This is a genomic window from uncultured Maribacter sp., from assembly GCF_947496775.1.
Lineage (GTDB): Bacteria > Bacteroidota > Bacteroidia > Flavobacteriales > Flavobacteriaceae > Maribacter_B.
In genome coordinates this window covers 35,423-52,592 of sequence record NZ_CANMDU010000012.1, presented here as the reverse complement: position 1 = coordinate 52,592, position 17,170 = coordinate 35,423, and the positions used below count along the sequence as shown (strand labels likewise).

The 17,170-nt window shown below is 33.8% G+C and carries 14 protein-coding genes; 8 read left to right on the top strand and 6 right to left on the bottom strand.

Going from position 1 to position 17,170, the window contains the following annotated elements:
• The first annotated feature begins 35 nt into the window (after positions 1–35).
• The 3 genes from Q0856_RS16305 (at position 36) to rlmF (ending at position 3,040) form a co-directional block, all read left to right on the top strand.
• Entirely contained in the window at positions 36–929 is an 894-nt protein-coding gene (locus tag Q0856_RS16305) for an alpha/beta hydrolase (RefSeq protein WP_298506769.1), read from the top strand.
• A 70-nt stretch (positions 930–999) separates the two neighbouring features.
• Entirely contained in the window at positions 1,000–1,989 is a 990-nt protein-coding gene (locus tag Q0856_RS16300; RefSeq protein WP_298506766.1) for a serine/threonine dehydratase, read from the top strand.
• Between the two features lie 70 nt (positions 1,990–2,059).
• Complete coding sequence (gene rlmF / locus Q0856_RS16295; RefSeq protein ID WP_298506763.1) at positions 2,060–3,040, top strand: 23S rRNA (adenine(1618)-N(6))-methyltransferase RlmF; 981 nt, start codon at positions 2,060–2,062, stop codon at positions 3,038–3,040.
• Here rlmF and lptB read toward each other — a convergent pair.
• From lptB to Q0856_RS16280, 3 genes are all read right to left on the bottom strand, one after another.
• Positions 3,037–3,777, bottom strand: coding sequence for an LPS export ABC transporter ATP-binding protein (gene lptB / locus Q0856_RS16290; protein WP_298472486.1), 741 nt, complete (start codon positions 3,775–3,777; stop codon positions 3,037–3,039). The genes rlmF and lptB overlap by 4 nt on opposite strands.
• 75 nt (positions 3,778–3,852) lie before the next feature.
• Complete coding sequence (gene tatC, locus Q0856_RS16285) at positions 3,853–4,695, bottom strand: twin-arginine translocase subunit TatC (RefSeq protein ID WP_298472484.1); 843 nt, start codon at positions 4,693–4,695, stop codon at positions 3,853–3,855.
• On the bottom strand, positions 4,695–5,660 hold the full coding sequence (locus Q0856_RS16280) for a KpsF/GutQ family sugar-phosphate isomerase (RefSeq protein WP_298506760.1): 966 nt from the start codon (positions 5,658–5,660) through the stop codon (positions 4,695–4,697). Before Q0856_RS16280 ends, tatC begins: the two co-directional genes overlap by 1 nt.
• A gap of 204 nt (positions 5,661–5,864) precedes the next feature.
• Between Q0856_RS16280 and recQ the strand changes: the two genes are divergently transcribed.
• Positions 5,865–8,063, top strand: a complete 2,199-nt coding sequence (gene recQ, locus Q0856_RS16275) for a DNA helicase RecQ (RefSeq protein WP_298475108.1) — start codon at positions 5,865–5,867, stop codon at positions 8,061–8,063.
• A gap of 94 nt (positions 8,064–8,157) precedes the next feature.
• Here recQ and Q0856_RS16270 read toward each other — a convergent pair whose 3' ends face one another.
• The 3 genes from Q0856_RS16270 to Q0856_RS16260 all read right to left on the bottom strand — a co-directional run bounded on the left by Q0856_RS16270 (position 8,158) and on the right by Q0856_RS16260 (position 10,679).
• Positions 8,158–9,477: a carboxypeptidase-like regulatory domain-containing protein gene (locus Q0856_RS16270; RefSeq protein ID WP_298506757.1), complete on the bottom strand. Its 1,320-nt coding sequence runs from the start codon at positions 9,475–9,477 to the stop codon at positions 8,158–8,160.
• Between the two features lie 133 nt (positions 9,478–9,610).
• Complete coding sequence (gene rluF / locus Q0856_RS16265; RefSeq protein ID WP_298506755.1) at positions 9,611–10,351, bottom strand: 23S rRNA pseudouridine(2604) synthase RluF; 741 nt, start codon at positions 10,349–10,351, stop codon at positions 9,611–9,613.
• A gap of 85 nt (positions 10,352–10,436) precedes the next feature.
• Positions 10,437–10,679, bottom strand: coding sequence for a hypothetical protein (locus Q0856_RS16260; RefSeq protein ID WP_298472475.1), 243 nt, complete (start codon positions 10,677–10,679; stop codon positions 10,437–10,439).
• Between the two features lie 152 nt (positions 10,680–10,831).
• On the opposite strand from Q0856_RS16260, the gene Q0856_RS16255 reads away from it, so the two are divergent.
• From Q0856_RS16255 to Q0856_RS16240, 4 genes are all read left to right on the top strand, one after another.
• Positions 10,832–11,725, top strand: coding sequence for a peptidylprolyl isomerase (locus Q0856_RS16255; RefSeq protein WP_298506752.1), 894 nt, complete (start codon positions 10,832–10,834; stop codon positions 11,723–11,725).
• Positions 11,709–13,166: a peptidylprolyl isomerase gene (locus Q0856_RS16250; RefSeq protein WP_298506750.1), complete on the top strand. Its 1,458-nt coding sequence runs from the start codon at positions 11,709–11,711 to the stop codon at positions 13,164–13,166. The genes Q0856_RS16255 and Q0856_RS16250 overlap by 17 nt, the downstream gene beginning before the upstream one ends.
• 4 nt (positions 13,167–13,170) lie before the next feature.
• A complete protein-coding gene (locus Q0856_RS16245; protein WP_298506748.1) occupies positions 13,171–14,124 on the top strand; it encodes a MoxR family ATPase in 954 nt (317 codons plus the stop codon).
• 201 nt (positions 14,125–14,325) lie between these two features.
• A complete protein-coding gene (locus tag Q0856_RS16240; RefSeq protein WP_298506746.1) occupies positions 14,326–17,103 on the top strand; it encodes a bifunctional aconitate hydratase 2/2-methylisocitrate dehydratase in 2,778 nt (925 codons plus the stop codon).
• The last annotated feature ends 67 nt before the right edge of the window (positions 17,104–17,170 follow it).

The following is a 17,170-nucleotide window of genomic DNA, read 5'->3' as shown; positions in this document are numbered from 1 at the left end:
TTTGTAATAAAGTGTAGTTTATTTAATATGTAATTATGCAGAATTTAGTTTTTGGTTTAATGCGTAAGCCGTCTATAGTTGTAATACTATTTTGTTTATTAAGCTCTTTTGCTTTTTCTCAGAAAGAGTCTACTATTACGAGTACCAATGTAGATATTGTAAAGAATATTGTTTTTGCAACCTACGAAAAAGATACATTGCTGTTAGATTTGTATAGACCCGCTATCTTCAAAGGAAACCTACAAACTATCGTAGTGATAAGAGGAGGTGGTTTTAAAGTGGGAGATAAAAATGGTTTTGCTCCAATTTCTGAAAAATTAGCAAAAAGAGGTTTTGCAGCTGTTTGCATAGAATATAGAACAGCAAAAGAGGCTCTATTTCCAGGTGCTGTAATAGATGCTAAAGCTGCAGTACAATGGGTAAATGAGAATGCTAAAGAATACAGGTTAGATGCTAATGCAATTGGTGTTTTAGGGGGGTCAGCCGGCGCTCATTTAGCTATGATGTTAGCGACAACCAATGAAATTTCTGCATTGAATCCTGTCGGCAATTATAGCGATTTTAAAGTAAACGCAGTGGTTATATTGGCAGCGGACGCAGATTTTTCATTAGTTAAGGAAAGTAAGCCTTTGGCAGATTGGTTAGGAGCATCTTATTCTGAAAATAAGGATTTATGGAAGTTAGCTTCTCCATATTTTCATATTAATAAGAAATCTGCCCCCATGTTATTTATACATAGTAGTGCAGATAACATAGTGCCTTTTAAACAATCGGTAAATAGTGTAGCAAAACTTTCAGAATTTGGAGTGTATTGCGAATTAGTTTCTTTGCCTAGAGCACCACATGGTTTTTGGCATAATAAAGAATTGGGATTACTAAGTATAGATAAGGCGGCTTTGTTTTTTAAGGAACAAATGAAACAGAAGTAATAATCAATAGTTTTCTAAGCAATTACACTCTGTCTTTAATTTTAATGTCGCAGATTAAATATGGTAATACATGAAAATTATACAATTACACGATATTCTTAAAGCCAAAAATAGAATTACTCCTTTTATAAATACAACTCCGATTGTTACTTCTTCCTTATTAAATGATTGGTTAGGGCACGATATTTATTTTAAAGTAGAAGGATTACAAAAAGTAGGAGCATTTAAGGTTCGTGGTGCATTGAATACTATTGCATGGTTGATTGAGAAAGGGAAAAAGCCAAAGCATATTGTAGCAAACAGTTCAGGGAATCATTCTCAAGCTGTTGCCTGGGCTGCTAAAATATTTAAAATTCCTGCAACTATTTATATGCCGGAGTATTCCTCTAAAGTGAAAATACAAGCTACTAAATCCTACGGAGCTAAAGTTGTTTTGTGTGAAACAAGGGATATAGCAGATTCTATGGTTGCCGAAGCGTCTGTTAAAGATGGATTTTATTGGATACCACCTTATAATCATGAACAAGTTATTTCCGGGCAAGGGTCCGCGGTTTATGAAGCTATTAAGGAAGTAGGAAAAGTTGAGGCTGTTATTGCACCTTGCGGAGGAGGAGGTTTACTAGCAGGTTCTGTTATAGCAGCAAAAGGATTACTGCCGAACGTTAAGGTAATAGGGGCTGAACCAAGAAATGCAAATGATGCTTCTTTATCCCTACAAAAAAACGTAATACAGCGCTTAAAATCAAAACCAGATACACTAGCAGACGGGGCCATGACTATGTCTGTTGGGGTGTTGACTTTTGAATATTTAAAAAGGCTAGATGCTTTCTTCGAAATAAAAGAAGAGCAAATTATATATTGGACTCAATGGCTAACCCATTTGTTAAAACTTAGGATAGAACCAACAAGTGCTATGGGCATGGAGGCTGCTAAACAATGGTTGCAAAAACAAAAAACAAGGAAAAAAGTCCTAATTGTGCTTTCGGGAGGTAATATGGATAGGGAAACCTCTTTGAAAATAAGGAAGAAAGATTACTTGTTGAAAACCCCTAGTCTGTAATTCTTTTTTCAAAATTTCGGAGTCTAGTTATAATATTAGTAATTAACTTGCCCTTTTTAATAAGAAACCCATGTCTGGAAAGAAAAGAGAGCATCCTAAAGAAAAATCGAAATTACATCCAAGAAGTAAGCATAGAGGGCGTTATGATTTTAAAGCTTTAATTACTGCTTGCCCGGAATTAGAACCTTTCGTAGCATTAAATGTTTATAATGATTTATCTATTGATTTTTTTAATCCTGAAGCCGTAAAAATGCTAAATACAGCTTTATTGAAATTTCATTATAATCTTGATTTTTGGGACATGCCTTCTAATTATCTATGTCCGCCAATTCCTGGAAGGGCGGATTATATACATAATGTGGCGGATATTTTATATAGGAGTAATCCAGAAATACTTGACGGAAGAATCAAGAAAAATGGACATATAAAGTGTTTGGATATTGGTGTTGGTGCTAATTGTATTTATCCAATTATAGGCGCAACGGAATATGGTTGGAATTTTGTTGGTTCAGAAATAGATATAAAAGCAATAGTGGCGGCAAATAAGATTGTATATAAAAATGAATATTTAACAGAAAAGGTAGAGATTCGTCTGCAAGAAAGTTCTAGGGACTTTTTTAGAGGAGTAGTTAAAGAAGGGGAGTTGTTCGATTTGACTATTTGTAATCCGCCATTTCATGCTTCCATAGAAGATGCGCAGCGAGGAACCAAGCGTAAGATTAAAAATTTAAAAGGTGAAAAAGCAAAGACTATTTTAAATTTTGGAGGGCAGTCTAATGAATTGTGGTGCGAGGGAGGAGAAATAAAGTTTATTAAAGATATGATATACCAAAGCAGACAATACAAGGACTCTTGTTTATGGTTTTCTACTTTAGTGTCTAAAGAGTCTAATGTACCAGGAATACATAAGTTATTAGAACGCATAGAAGCAAGTGAGGTAGGAACCTTACCAATGGGACAGGGGAATAAAATAAGTAGGGTCGTAATTTGGACTTTTAAGTCCAAAGCAGAACAACAAGATTGGCAAAGAAAAAGGTGGAGATTAGTCTAAAAGTCTAACTTCTTTTTACGTAATTCAAAGTTTTGACCTAAGTAGACTTTTCGAACCATTTCATCTGCAGCTAAATCCTCAGGAGCTCCGGATTTTAAGATGCCACCTTCGAACATAAGATACGAACGTTCTGTAATGGCTAGTGTTTCTTGTACGTTGTGGTCCGTAATTAATATGCCAATATTTTTATCTTTTAAATGAGCTACAATACGCTGTATATCTTCTACGGCTACAGGGTCAACACCAGCAAAAGGTTCATCTAATAGTATAAATTTAGGGTCAGTAGCTAATGCTCTCGCTATTTCCGTACGGCGACGCTCTCCACCAGAAAGCAAATCTCCCCTGTTTTTTCTAATATGTCCTAAGCTAAACTCTTCTATTAACGACTCCATTTTCATGAGTTGTTCCTTTTTACTCAGTTTAGTTAGTTGTAGTACACTTAATATATTCTTTTCTATAGTCAATTTTCTAAAGACAGAAGCCTCTTGAGCTAAATAACCAATCCCATTTTGAGCTCTCTTGTACATGGGAAAATTGGTAATTTCCATATCGTCTAGATAAATTTTCCCACTGTTGGGCTTTACTAAACCAACAATCATATAAAAAGAAGTAGTTTTTCCTGCTCCGTTGGGCCCTAGAAGTCCAACAATTTCTCCTTGATTTACTTCTAAAGAAATACCTTTTACTACTTGTCTGCCACGATAGGCTTTCATTATATTTTCTGCTCTAAGCTTCATACTTTCAAATCTAATTCTATTTGGTTAGCAACAAAAGAAATTATGTAATTTTTAACCAAAAGAATATTATACTAGTTAATTGGCTTTTAAATTCTTTTTGGCCTTTTTAGCTTCCTTCTTCATAACATAAGAAGATATATGTATACTCACTTGGTACAGTATTAATACAGGTACAGCCACTATAACTTGGCTAGCAACATCTGGAGGTGTAATTATTGCAGATAAAATAAGAACAACAACAAGTGCTATTTTTCTATACTTGCGCATTATTTCTGGGGTTACTAGGCCAATTTTGGTTAAAAAGTATATAATTATGGGTAATTCAAAAAGAATCCCGCAGGCAATAACAGAGGATCTTACGGTAGCAATAAAAGAGCTTAAATCGAATTCGTTTAATACTTCTTTACTTACTTGGTATGTTCCTAAAAAGTTAATAGATAATGGGGCTACAATATAATATCCAAATAGAACACCTAGAAAGAATAAAAAGGAGGCTATAAAGATAAAACCTTTTGAGTTTCTTCGTTCTTTTTCATACAGACCTGGACTAATAAACTTCCACATTTCATATAAAATATATGGAAAACCAATAATAAATCCGGCCCATATGGATGTCCAGATATGTGCAGAAAACTGTCCAGACATTAATCTACTTTGTATAGTGAACGGTAATTTATCCGCGCAAAAATCAGAATCGAACCCTAAATATGTTGCTATGTCGCAAAATAGGCGATAGGTAGGAAAATCCATTTTTTTGGGACCAAAAATGACGGTGTCAAAAATAAATCCTCGCATTAAAAAGGCTATACTACCTATGATAACAACTGCTAAGGTGCTTCTAATGAGGTGCCAACGTAATTCTTCTAAATGGTCAAGAAAAGACATTTCTTGTGTGGCGCTTGGGTCTTTTTTACTCATTATAAAATGCCTTCATTTATTAAATTATGTAAATGTACAATTCCTTGGTACGTATTGTCTTTTATGGCTAATAATTGCGAAATTCCGCTATTTTGCATTTCTTCTAAAGCTTTAACTGCTAAAACGTCCGTTTCAATTGTTTTTGGGTTGGTAGACATAATGTCCTTGGCGGTTAATCCTTTTATGTTATCATGCTTGTTAAGCATTCTTCGAATATCTCCATCGGTAACTATACCAACTATTTTAGAATTTTCTATTACCGCTGTTACACCCAGCATTTTTTCAGAAATTTCTACAATAACCTTTTTAACATCGGAATCTGCGGTTACTTCTGGTTTTTGATTTTTGTCTACAATATCTGCAACCCTAAGGTATAGTCTTTTTCCTAGCGCTCCTCCGGGATGATATTTCGCAAAATCAGAGCTACTGAATCCTTTTAACTCTAATAAACAAGTTGCTAAAGCATCTCCCATTACTAGTTGGGCAGTAGTACTTGTTGTTGGGGCTAAATTATTAGGGCAAGCCTCTTTCTCCACGTAGGTGTTTAAAACAAAATCTGCTTGTTTGGCTAAAAAAGAATCTATGTTTCCAGTAATTCCAATTAGTTTATTATTACCTCTCTTAATTAATGGGACAAGAACTTTTATTTCTGGGGTATTCCCACTTTTAGAAATGCAAATTACCACATCATTGTCTTGTATAGTCCCTAAATCTCCATGAATGGCATCGGCGGCATGCATAAAAATTGCAGGTGTTCCTGTAGAGTTAAATGTAGCAACAATTTTATTTGCAATGATGGCACTTTTACCAATACCAGTAAGAATAACTCTTCCTTTAGATTCGATAATTGTATTAATACTATTCGCAAAATCTGAATTTAACAATGAGGTTAAATTCCCTATTGCTTTGCTTTCAAGGTCAATTGTTTTTTTTGCTAGGGCAAGTAAAGCTTCTGTATTACTCAATGTATTGCTTGATTATGGGTTGAATTCCTAAAAGAATGTCTTATCTTTAAGATTACAAAATTAAGCAAACTTAATTTTATACAATATTTTTACAAAATAGAATTTAACTTTGCTTTTAAATGTAACTTGTAATTAGTTATATATTTTATTAAATTGATATTCTAATATATTGGAAGAATTTGTTGAAAGATGGCAATAAGTGATATGAGTTTGAGTAGTGATGATTTACACATAGCATTAAAAAAATATTTTGGCTTTTCTCAATTTAAAGGATTGCAAGAAGAGGTAATAAAGAAAATTTTAGAAGGTAAAAACGCTTTTGTTATTATGCCTACAGGCGGTGGTAAATCTATGTGTTATCAATTGCCGGCATTAATGCAAGAGGGTACAGCAATTGTTGTATCTCCTTTAATAGCTTTGATGAAAAATCAAGTTGATGCCATTCGTGGAGTCTCTTCTGATTATGGAGTTGCGCATGTTTTAAATTCTTCGTTAAATAAAACAGAAATAAAACAAGTAAAAGAGGATATTGTTAATGGGGTTACAAAGTTATTGTATGTAGCGCCAGAATCTTTAACAAAAGATGAGTATGTAGAATTCCTTAATTCTGTAAAAATTTCTTTTGTAGCTGTAGATGAAGCTCATTGTATTTCGGAGTGGGGTCACGATTTTAGACCAGAATATAGAAATTTAAGAAATATTGTAGGTAGGTTAGGAGATAATATTCCAATTGTAGGGCTTACTGCTACTGCAACTCCCAAAGTGCAAGAAGATATTATTAAAAATTTAGGAATTAATGGAGCGCAGTTATTCAAAGCTTCGTTTAATAGACCTAATTTGTTTTATGAAGTACGAACAAAAACAGCAAATATAGATGCAGATATTATTCGTTTTGTAAAACAAAATACGGGGAAATCTGGAGTTATTTATTGTTTAAGTAGAAAAAGAGTAGAGGCTCTGGCGCAAGTTTTGCAGGTTAATGGAATTAGTGCCGTTCCTTATCATGCTGGTTTTGATGCTAAAACAAGATCTAAGTACCAGGATATGTTTTTAATGGAAGATGTAGATGTTGTTGTTGCAACTATAGCCTTTGGAATGGGTATAGATAAGCCAGACGTTCGTTATGTTATTCATAATGACATCCCTAAAAGCATAGAAAGTTATTATCAGGAAACAGGGCGTGCAGGAAGAGATGGAGGGGAAGGACATTGTTTAGCGTTTTATTCGTATAAAGATGTAGAGAAGCTAGAAAAATTTATGTCCGGTAAGCCCGTTGCGGAGCAAGAAATAGGAAATGCACTTTTGCAGGAAGTAGTTGCTTATGCGGAGACATCTATGTCTAGGCGTAAATTTATGCTACATTACTTTGGAGAATCTTATGATGAGGTTAATGGAGAAGGGGCAGATATGGATGATAATGCTAGGAATCCAAAAGATAAAAAAGAAGCCAAAGAAAATGTTACAAAACTAATAAGTGTTGTGCATGGTACGGCAGAGAAGTTTAAGGCAAAGGAGATAGTTAAAACCATCATTGGAGAGGTAAATGCTTTAATTTCATCTCATAAAACCAACGAAAAGCCATTTTTTGGAATAGGTAAAGATAAAGATACGGGATACTGGATGGCTTTAATTAGACAAATTCTTGTTGCCGGTTATCTAAAAAAAGAAATTGAGCAATACGGAGTTTTAAAGGTTACACCAAAAGGTAAGGCATATTTAGATAAACCAGAGTCATTTATGATGACAATGGATCACGTGTATAATCAAGAAAGTGATGATGCTATTGTAAGTGCTTCTAAGGTTGCAGGGGTATCCGATGAAAAACTATTAAAACAACTTAAAGATTTAAGAAAGGCGCAAGCAGATAAGCTTGGTGTACCTCCTTTTGTGGTTTTTCAGGATCCGTCTTTGGCAGATATGGCGTTAAAGTATCCTATTAGTATGGAAGAGATGCTTAATATTCATGGTGTAGGAGAGGGGAAAGCTAAAAAATACGGAAAGCCATTTGTACAATTAATAGCAGGTTACGTGGAAGAGAATGATATTATTCGCCCAGATGACTTGGTGGTAAAAAGTACCGGTGCTAACTCTGCTTTAAAACTTTATATAATACAAAATGTCGATAGAAAATTATCTTTAAATGATATTGCTTCAGCAAAAGGAATAGAGCTTCCAGATTTAATAAAAGAAATGGAACAAATTGTTTTTAGTGGTACTAAACTTAATTTGGGATATTGGATTGATGAGATTCTAGATGAAGACCAACAAGAAGAAATTCACGATTATTTCTTAGAAGCAGAAACGGATAACTTAGAGGAGGCAAGTAAAGAGTTCGATGGGGATTATGAAGATGAAGAACTTCGATTGTATAGATTGAAATTTATAAGCGAAGTAGCTAATTAATATACGTAAATAAAAAAGAGTCAAAGTTGCATTGCTTTGACTCTTTTTTATTTAAGCGGTTAATTCTATTTCATGATATTTTTGCGGAATATTTTTAAGGTGTAGAAGTTCCACTTTTGTTTTTAGAACGCTTTAGTTGTCGTTGTATTTTTTTTATCGCAGATTCAATAGACTTTTCTGGTTCTATAATATTGTATTCACCCCAAAAATCTGGGTCAGAAAAACCTATTGCTTCATCACTTAAAATAATAGAAGTTTTTATTCTTTCCTTTGCTTTAGGCATGGATTGAATATGGTTTTTCTCCCAATCGGTTACCGCCATTTCGCAGGTCATGCTATAAACAGAATTAAATAATTTTTTATCCCAATTAATTTTAAATTCTAATAAAACATTACTGTATCCGTAATACCATTTGTTATTCTTTTCTCTGTAATCTACTCTATAGGCAATTTCGGTAGGCCAAACCTTAGCATTTCTCGGTTTTCTGCGAACAAACATTCTAGCTGCATCATCTTTGTTAGTAATATTTAAAGAGTAAATAGCACTGGTTAGAATTTTATTTTCTTGATCTATATACAACTTACCCTTATACATTGGTCTTTGGACACTAGATTTTTGTTCAAAGTTTATTACGTAGATTAATTTGTTGTTTATTCTAGTAGAGCTGTCAAAACTAAAAGTATAATCATCTAGAGACTCATTGCTAAAAATAAACTCAGGATACTTCATTATATCTATATAAAGAGCATTAAAAGGTCCGCCTTGTAACTTTAAGGCAACCGTATCCATTTTAGTGTAATCTGTGCTTTTTCGAGCTTTGTATAGCTGTACGGCGTCATTCCGGTGAGACGTATATGGCGTTTTGTAAATGTTTACAACAGCTTCAGAAAGAGAAACATTTTTTCTTCTTTTCTTTATGGTTTCTCTATAAAATGCAGTCATTAAGGTTGGGTCATCAAAATAATTTTTCCCTTTTTTAGTTAGAGTTTCTCTTACTAAGCTTTCTGCATTTTTTGGAGCACTTATGTTTATTTCGGCAAGTTCAGTTACGGAAATTGTTAAAAATATTTTATTCTTTTTTTTGTTTAGTTGAGAAATGGAAACAAGTCTCGTTTTGTATCCAAGAAAAGAAATTAAAACAGTAGAGCTCATTTTTTCTTCAGGAATTTTTAAAGAGAATTGTCCTTCTGTATTCGTAACCGTTGTAATGTTAGATTCCTGTACGGCTAATGTGGCAAATATTAGGGGTTTTTTAGATGCTTCATCTAAAACCTCTCCTTTGTATTCCGTAAAATTAATTTCTTGTTCTTGAAACCCAAAAGCGTTAAAGTTGTTAAGAGCACTTATTAGTATAAGGGACAAGAGAATTCTTAAGTTACTTCTTTTTATATAGCTTATTTTTATAGATATCATGATGATTATATTAAGAAGCGTAAATTAAATAAAATAATTATTGCTTGTGGTTTACTCACTAAGTTAGTGATTTTTAGATGGGTAACTGTTAAATTTTGAAATAAAATGTGGTTTTAATAGTCCTTTTTTAGGTTTAAAAAGTATTATCATGAGTTTTTGCAGAAGTAGAAACCAAACGATTTATTTCTTGCAGTTCAGCAGCAGTAATGTCTCTCCATTGTCCAATAGGAATGTCCAAGGAAATATTCATAATTCGTGTTCTTTTTAGCTTTTTTACATCGTATCCAAGGTACTCGCACATACGTCTAATTTGCCGATTTAAACCTTGAGTTAGAATAATTTTAAACTGATATTTACTTATTTCCTCCACTTCACATTTGCGTGTTACCGTATCGAGTATGGGCACGCCGTTTCGCATTTGTTTTAAAAAGTTTGGGGTTATAACTCTGTCTACAGTAACCATATACTCTTTCTCATGATGGTTTCTGGCTCTAAGAATTTTGTTCACAATATCGCCATCATTAGTCAAGAAAATTAATCCTTCACTAGGTTTATCTAACCTTCCAATAGGAAAAATTCTCTTGGGGTAATTTATGTAATCAATTATATTGTTTTTTTCTACTTTGGTGTCTGTAGTGCAAACAATCCCAATGGGTTTATTAAAAGCAATGTAAACGGGTTTTTCTTTAGGTTCGGAAATAAGTTTTCCATCTACTTTTACTTCATCACCTTCTATAATTTTGGTTCCCATTTCAGGAACTTTTCCATTTATAGTAACTCTTCCTTGGTCAATTAGTTTGTCTGCGGCTCTTCTAGAACAAAAACCAACTTCACTTAAGTATTTATTAATACGTGTCTTTTTGGGTTCAGTCATGAGGGGTTACTATTAAACATGTAAATATAATTTGAATGCAAATATCGGAATCTTATACAAATTTGTTTTATAATATGTGTTTTCTTTAATCCGAATAAACTTCTCCTCTATGAGGTTTTAAAGCATCTCTTACCGCTATCATATTAGCCTCTTCGGTGACCATGAATGCAATACTATGCATTTCGTTTATTTGTGTAAAACCAGTAATTTTTTGTGTTAGCTTTTCTATTTGAATATATTCTTTTAAGTGTATTTCATGGTGCTCTGCAGTTTTTTGCGCTGCGGGTCCTCTAAAATCCCAAATCAATTTTATTTTTCTATCGCTCATTTTATAGTACTAATTACGTATAGTCTTCTTTTTTTTAGATAAATGAATCTTATAATATGGTCTAATGTAATAATTCTTAAGAGATGCCCAAAATTCTGTTAAGGAAAGCTGTTAATTCTTGCATGACATTATCTTATTGCTATTTTTGCGGCATGTTTGTATTAAAGAAAAAATCGAGATTAATAAGTAGTTTATGCTTATTAGTCATATTTCTGTTGGTCTTTATTTCTTGTGGGTCCTATCTCAAAAAAGAAGTAGATGAGAAACCTTTGGCTAGAGTAGGGCAATCCTATTTGTACATGGAAGCTGTTGCTCCTTTTCTAACAAAGGGAATATCATCTTCGGACAGCGCAGCAATAATTACTAATTATATAAATAACTGGGCATCTAAACAATTGCTGCTGTCTAAAGCAAAAATTAATTTGTCTGAAGAAAAACTTGCTCAGTTTGATACTCTTGTGGCTAATTATAGAACAGATTTGTATACTAGGGCATATAAAGAGGCATTAGTGCAACAAGGGAGCGATTCTATTGTAACAGATGCGCAATTACGGTCTTTTTATGAACGAGAGAAGGATAATTTTAAATTAAAAGAAAGGATTTTAAGGCTGCGTTTTGTAGAAATTCCAAATCAGTTTTTAAATAAAAATGAAGTTGTTAAAAGGTTAAAGAATTTTAAAAATGACGACATTAAATTTTTAGATTCTATTTCGGTACAATTTCGAAAGTTAAATTTTAATGATTCTATTTGGGTTTCTGCTTCTAGAGTTATTGAAGAGATTCCTCCATTAACAATTGAAAATCAGGATAGATACTTAAAAAAATCACAATTTTTTGAATTGAAGGATTCATTAGGGGTATATTTGGGGAAAATTGTGGAGGTAAAAGAAGAAAATACAATTGCACCTCTTTCATTTATTAAGCCTAGTATAAGACAAGTATTGCTTAGTCGAAGAAAACTTGATTACGTTAGAAAGTTAGAAGCAGAGATAATAGATGAAGCTATTAAAGAAAAAGAATTTGAAGTTTATGTTCCAGAAGAATAAATTAGTATTGTTATTAGTTTTATGTGTGTTTTCTTATACGATTAATGCACAAGAAACGCCTCAAGAAATTCCAGATACACAGGTAGAACCACAAGAACTAATAGTAGAAGAGACTAAGATAGTCGAGGAAAAAGATTCTGTCTCTAATTTTAAAAAAGTAAAATTAGATGGTATTTCTGCTGTTGTAGGGGATTATGTAATCCTAGAGTCGGATATTGAAAAAACTTTGATAGATTTAAAGAGTCAAGGGGCTTCCACGGAGGATATTACAAGATGTAGTCTTCTTGGAAAATTAATGGAAGATCGTTTGTATGCACACCAAGCCGTCCAGGATAGTATCTTGGTTTCTGATGATGAGGTTAATGCCACAGGAGATAGGCAATTACAATCCTTAGTGCAACAGATTGGATCTATGGAAAAGGTTTTAAAATATTATAAAAAAGAAAGTGAAGTAGCTTTTAGGGAAGAGTTATATAAGATTAATAAGCTGCGTATGCTTTCTGAGAAAATGCAAAACAGTATTGTTTCTGAAATAGAAATAACTCCAGAAGAAGTCCGTCAGTTTTATAATAAGATACCCAAAGACGAAAGACCGGTGTTTGGAGCAGAAATGGAAATTGCGCAAATAGTAAAATCACCAAAACCATCGCAGAAAGAAATACAAAAGGTTATAGATAAATTAAATGGTATAAAAGCAGATGTAGATGATAATGATGCTAGTTTTAGTGTAAAAGCGATTTTGTACTCTCAGGACCCTGGATCTAAATCTAAAGGAGGCTTTTACAGTATTACAAAAGAAACAGGTTTTGATAAAACTTTTAAAGATGTAGCTTTTAGTTTGCAAGAGGGAGAGATTTCAGAGCCTTTTGAAACGCAGTTTGGGTATCATATCATATTTATCGAAAAAATTCGAGGGCAAGAATTAGATTTAAGACATATTCTAATTCAACCAGAAATATCGGATGACGCAATAGCAGAGGCGAAGAAAGAATTAGATAGTATTAGGGCTAAAATAAATAAAGGAGATTTTACTTTTGCACAGGCAGCACTTAATTTCTCAGATGAAAAAGAAACAAAATTTGATGGTGGTTTGCTAAGGAATCCAACAAATTTTGATTCCCGTTTTGAGTTAACTAAAATGGATCCATCATTATATAATCAGGTACGTAATTTAAAAGATAATGAGATTTCTCATCCAGTTATAGAAGAAGACCCGAGGGGTGGTCCTCCAAAATACAAACTATTAAAAGTGACGAATAGGTATGATGAGCATGTAGCTGATTTTGCTAAGGATTATATTAAAATTCAAAAACTTGCTCTTACGGAGAAACAATTTGGCGAAATAAAAGAATGGATGGCAGAGCACATAAAAGATACTTATATTAGTGTTAATGACTCTAAGAAAGATTGTGATTTTTCTAATAAATGGGTAAAAGAATAATTACATGTCAGATGTTACTGCGGTTCAAAACCTTGTAAATAAGCATAAATCCTTAAAGAAAGAGATTGGTAAAATTATAATTGGGCAAGAAGAAGTCATTGACCAAATACTACTTTCTATATACACAGGCGGGCATTCTTTATTAATAGGTGTTCCTGGTTTAGCAAAAACCTTAATGGTTAATACGATAGCGCAAACATTAGGTTTAAACTTTAAGAGAATTCAGTTTACACCAGATTTAATGCCAAGCGATATATTAGGGAGTGAGGTTTTAGATCAGAACAGGAATTTTAAATTTATTAAAGGCCCCATTTTTTCTAATATTATTTTGGCAGATGAAATAAATAGGACGCCTCCAAAAACACAAGCAGCCTTGTTAGAGGCTATGCAAGAAAGGGCAGTTACTATTGCTGGTGTGCAGCATAAGTTAGATTTACCTTATTTTGTGCTAGCAACGCAAAACCCAATAGAACAAGAAGGTACGTATCCATTACCAGAAGCACAGTTAGATCGTTTTATGTTCGCTATAGAATTAAAATATCCATCTATAGCAGAGGAAATTGAGGTGGTGAAAAATACAACTTCGGATAATATTGTAAAGGTTAATGCATTATTTAATGCGGAAGAAATTGTTGCTGTACAGCATTTAATTAGAAGGATTCCTGTTCCAGATAATGTGGTGGAATATGCAGTGAAATTGGCTAGTAGTACAAGACCTAATATAGAAGGAGCATCCGATTATGTTCGTCAGTATTTAGATTGGGGAGCAGGCCCTAGGGCATCTCAAAACCTTGTTTTGGCTGCAAAAGCGCATGCAGCAATTAGTGGTAAATTTTCTCCAGATATTGAAGATGTAAAAGCGGTTTCTCTTGGAATATTAAGGCATAGAATTATTAAGAATTACAAGGCTGAGGCCGAAAGTATCTCTGAAGAAGACATTATTAAGCAATTATGGTAGTTTCATTGCTTTGGGTCAAACGTTTTCGCTTGCATTATTGTTAAAATTTGACCTAAAAATTTTGGGAATCTCTTTTTCTTGCGAGTTATTTAGCTATTTCCTTAAAATATAGGTTAAGACAATGAATTTCTTTCATAAAGCTTGTAGATTTTAGTAATTTTGTGAGATTGCAATAACTTAAAAAACTAGATATTCTATTATATGAGCATTTATAAAGATTACCTTAAACAGATAGAAGAGCGAAAAGGTCAGGGACTTCATCCACAACCAATTGATGGAGCAGAATTACTTAGTGAAATTATTGAGCAAATTAAAGATGTAAATAATGAATATAGGGAAGATTCTCTTAATTTTTTCATCTATAATGTTCTGCCTGGAACTACTAGTGCTGCTAGTGTAAAAGCTAAATTTTTAAAGGAAATCATTTTAGGGGAGTCAGAAGTTAAAGAAATTACACCTTCTTTTGCTTTAGAACAATTGTCTCATATGAAGGGAGGACCCTCCGTTGAAGTGTTGCTAGATTTGGCTTTAGGTGAAGATGCATCTATAGCAAAACAAGCAGCTGAGGTTTTAAAAACTCAGGTTTTCTTATATGAAGCAGATACGGACCGTTTAGAGGACGCTATGAAAGCAGGAAGTGCTATTGCAAAAGAAATTATAGAAAGTTATGCGGAAGCAGAATTCTTTACAAAACTTCCAGAAGTAGAAGAAGAGATAGAAATCGTAACGTATATTGCTGGTGTTGGAGATATTTCAACAGATTTATTATCGCCTGGAGCAGATGCGCACTCAAGATCAGATAGAGAATTGCATGGTCAGTGTATGTTTGAGCATAATAAAGAAATGCAACAAGAAGTGTTGGCTTTAAAAGAACAGCACCCGGATAAGCGCGTAATGTTAATCGCGGAAAAAGGAACCATGGGAGTGGGGTCTTCAAGAATGTCAGGAGTTAATAATGTTGCTTTATGGACAGGGGTACCTTTTAGCAAATACGTGCCATTTATTAATTTTGCACCTGTAATTGCAGGAACAAATGGCATTGCTCCAATTTTCTTAACCACAGTTGGGGTAACTGGTGGTATTGGTATTGATCTTAAAAACTGGGTTACTAAAAAAGATGAAAATGGTAAAACCGTTTATGATGCAGACGGAGAACCAGTTTTAGAACAAGTATATACAGTAGATACAGGTACGGTACTTACGATAAATACAAAAGAGAAAAAACTATATAAAGACGGTAAAGCCGTTAAGGATATTTCTGCAGCATTAACACCTCCAAAAATGGAGTTTATTAAAGCTGGAGGGTCTTATGCTGTTGTTTTTGGTAAAAAATTACAAACTTTTGCGTGTAAAGCTTTAGGAATAGATGTTCCTCAAGTATACGCTGCGGCAAAAGAAGTTTCTATAGAAGGGCAAGGGTTAACTGCCGTTGAAAAAATATTCAACAAAAATGCAGTAGGAACCACACCAGGAAAAACATTGCATGCTGGATCTAATGTTAGAGTAGAAGTTAATATTGTAGGTTCTCAGGATACTACAGGATTAATGACCTCTCAAGAGTTAGAGATGATGGCAGCAACTATTATTTCTCCAATTGTAGATGCAGGATACCAATCGGGTTGTCATACTGCTTCAGTTTGGGATGATAAGTCTAAAGCTAATATTCCAAGATTAATGTCATTTATGAATGATTTTGGATTAATTACAGGACGTGATCCTAAGGGGAAATACTTTCCAATGACCGATGTTATCCATAAAGTATTAAATGATATCGCTGTAGATGATTGGGATGTTATTATTGGTGGAGATTCGCATACACGTATGGCAAAGGGTGTTGCTTTTGGGGCAGATTCTGGAACCGTTGCTTTAGCTTTAGCAACAGGAGAGGCTACTATGCCAATTCCGCAGTCTGTAAAAGTAACCTTTAAAGGAAATATGAAACCGTACATGGATTTCCGTGATGTGGTACATGCTACGCAAGAGCAGATGTTAAATCAGTTTGGCGGAGAGAATGTATTCCAAGGAAGAATCATTGAGGTGCATATTGGTACCTTAACTTCGGATGAGGCCTTTACATTTACAGATTGGACGGCAGAGATGAAAGCTAAAGCATCTATCTGTATTTCTGAAGATGCTACATTAGCAGAGTCCTTAGCAATTTCTAGAGATCGTATCCAAATTATGCTAGATAAGGGTATGGATAACGATAAGAAGGTATTACAAGGCTTAGTAGATAAAGCAAACAAGCGTATTGCAGAATTAAAGTCAGGAGAAAGACCAGCTTTAAAGCCAGATGCAGATGCGCAGTACCATGCAGAAGTGGTGATTGACTTAGATAAGATTGTGGAGCCAATGATTGCGGATCCAGATGTAAATAACGAAGATGTATCTAAGCGTTATACACACGATAACATTCAACCATTATCTTTCTACGGAGGTACTAAGAAAGTAGATTTAGGATTTGTTGGGTCTTGTATGATACATAAAGGGGATATGAAGATTTTAGCGCAAATGCTAAAGAATGTAGAGGCACAACAAGGAAAAGTGGAGTTTAATGCGCCTTTAGTAGTTGCACCACCAACCTATAACATTGTAGATGAGTTAAAAGAAGAAGGCGATTGGGAAATATTAGAGAAATACTCAGGTTTTGTATTCGATGATGATGCACCAAAAGGTTTAGCACGTACTAAATATGAAAATATGTTGTATTTAGAGCGTCCAGGTTGTAACCTTTGCATGGGTAACCAAGAAAAGGCTGAGCCAGGAGACACAGTAATGGCAACCTCTACACGTTTATTCCAAGGAAGAGTGGTTAGAGATACAGATGGTAAAAAAGGAGAATCTTTATTATCCTCCACGCCAGTAGTGGTTTTATCTACTATTTTAGGAAGAACACCTACTATGGAAGAGTATGAAGCTGCCGTAGAAGGTATTGAGCTTACTAAGTTTAAACCTTCTCAAAAGCAATTAGTAAGCTAGTTTTAGGTTACGATTATAATATTTTAAAAAGTCCGAGTTTTTAAGCTCGGACTTTTTTGTTCCATGA

What these genes read in the sequence shown, in the direction of transcription:
- Q0856_RS16305 (WP_298506769.1), top strand. Translation starts at nt 36, where the DNA reads ATGCAGAATTTAGTTTTTGGTTTAATGCGTAAGCCGTCTATAGTTGTA.
- Q0856_RS16300 (WP_298506766.1), top strand. Translation starts at nt 1,000, where the DNA reads ATGAAAATTATACAATTACACGATATTCTTAAAGCCAAAAATAGAATT.
- rlmF (WP_298506763.1), top strand. Translation starts at nt 2,060, where the DNA reads ATGTCTGGAAAGAAAAGAGAGCATCCTAAAGAAAAATCGAAATTACAT.
- lptB (WP_298472486.1), bottom strand. Translation starts at nt 3,777, where the DNA reads ATGAAGCTTAGAGCAGAAAATATAATGAAAGCCTATCGTGGCAGACAA.
- tatC (WP_298472484.1), bottom strand. Translation starts at nt 4,695, where the DNA reads ATGAGTAAAAAAGACCCAAGCGCCACACAAGAAATGTCTTTTCTTGAC.
- recQ (WP_298475108.1), top strand. Translation starts at nt 5,865, where the DNA reads ATGAGTTTGAGTAGTGATGATTTACACATAGCATTAAAAAAATATTTT.
- Q0856_RS16270 (WP_298506757.1), bottom strand. Translation starts at nt 9,477, where the DNA reads ATGATATCTATAAAAATAAGCTATATAAAAAGAAGTAACTTAAGAATT.
- rluF (WP_298506755.1), bottom strand. Translation starts at nt 10,351, where the DNA reads ATGACTGAACCCAAAAAGACACGTATTAATAAATACTTAAGTGAAGTT.
- Q0856_RS16260 (WP_298472475.1), bottom strand. Translation starts at nt 10,679, where the DNA reads ATGAGCGATAGAAAAATAAAATTGATTTGGGATTTTAGAGGACCCGCA.
- Q0856_RS16255 (WP_298506752.1), top strand. Translation starts at nt 10,832, where the DNA reads ATGTTTGTATTAAAGAAAAAATCGAGATTAATAAGTAGTTTATGCTTA.
- Q0856_RS16250 (WP_298506750.1), top strand. Translation starts at nt 11,709, where the DNA reads ATGTTCCAGAAGAATAAATTAGTATTGTTATTAGTTTTATGTGTGTTT.
- Q0856_RS16245 (WP_298506748.1), top strand. Translation starts at nt 13,171, where the DNA reads ATGTCAGATGTTACTGCGGTTCAAAACCTTGTAAATAAGCATAAATCC.
- Q0856_RS16240 (WP_298506746.1), top strand. Translation starts at nt 14,326, where the DNA reads ATGAGCATTTATAAAGATTACCTTAAACAGATAGAAGAGCGAAAAGGT.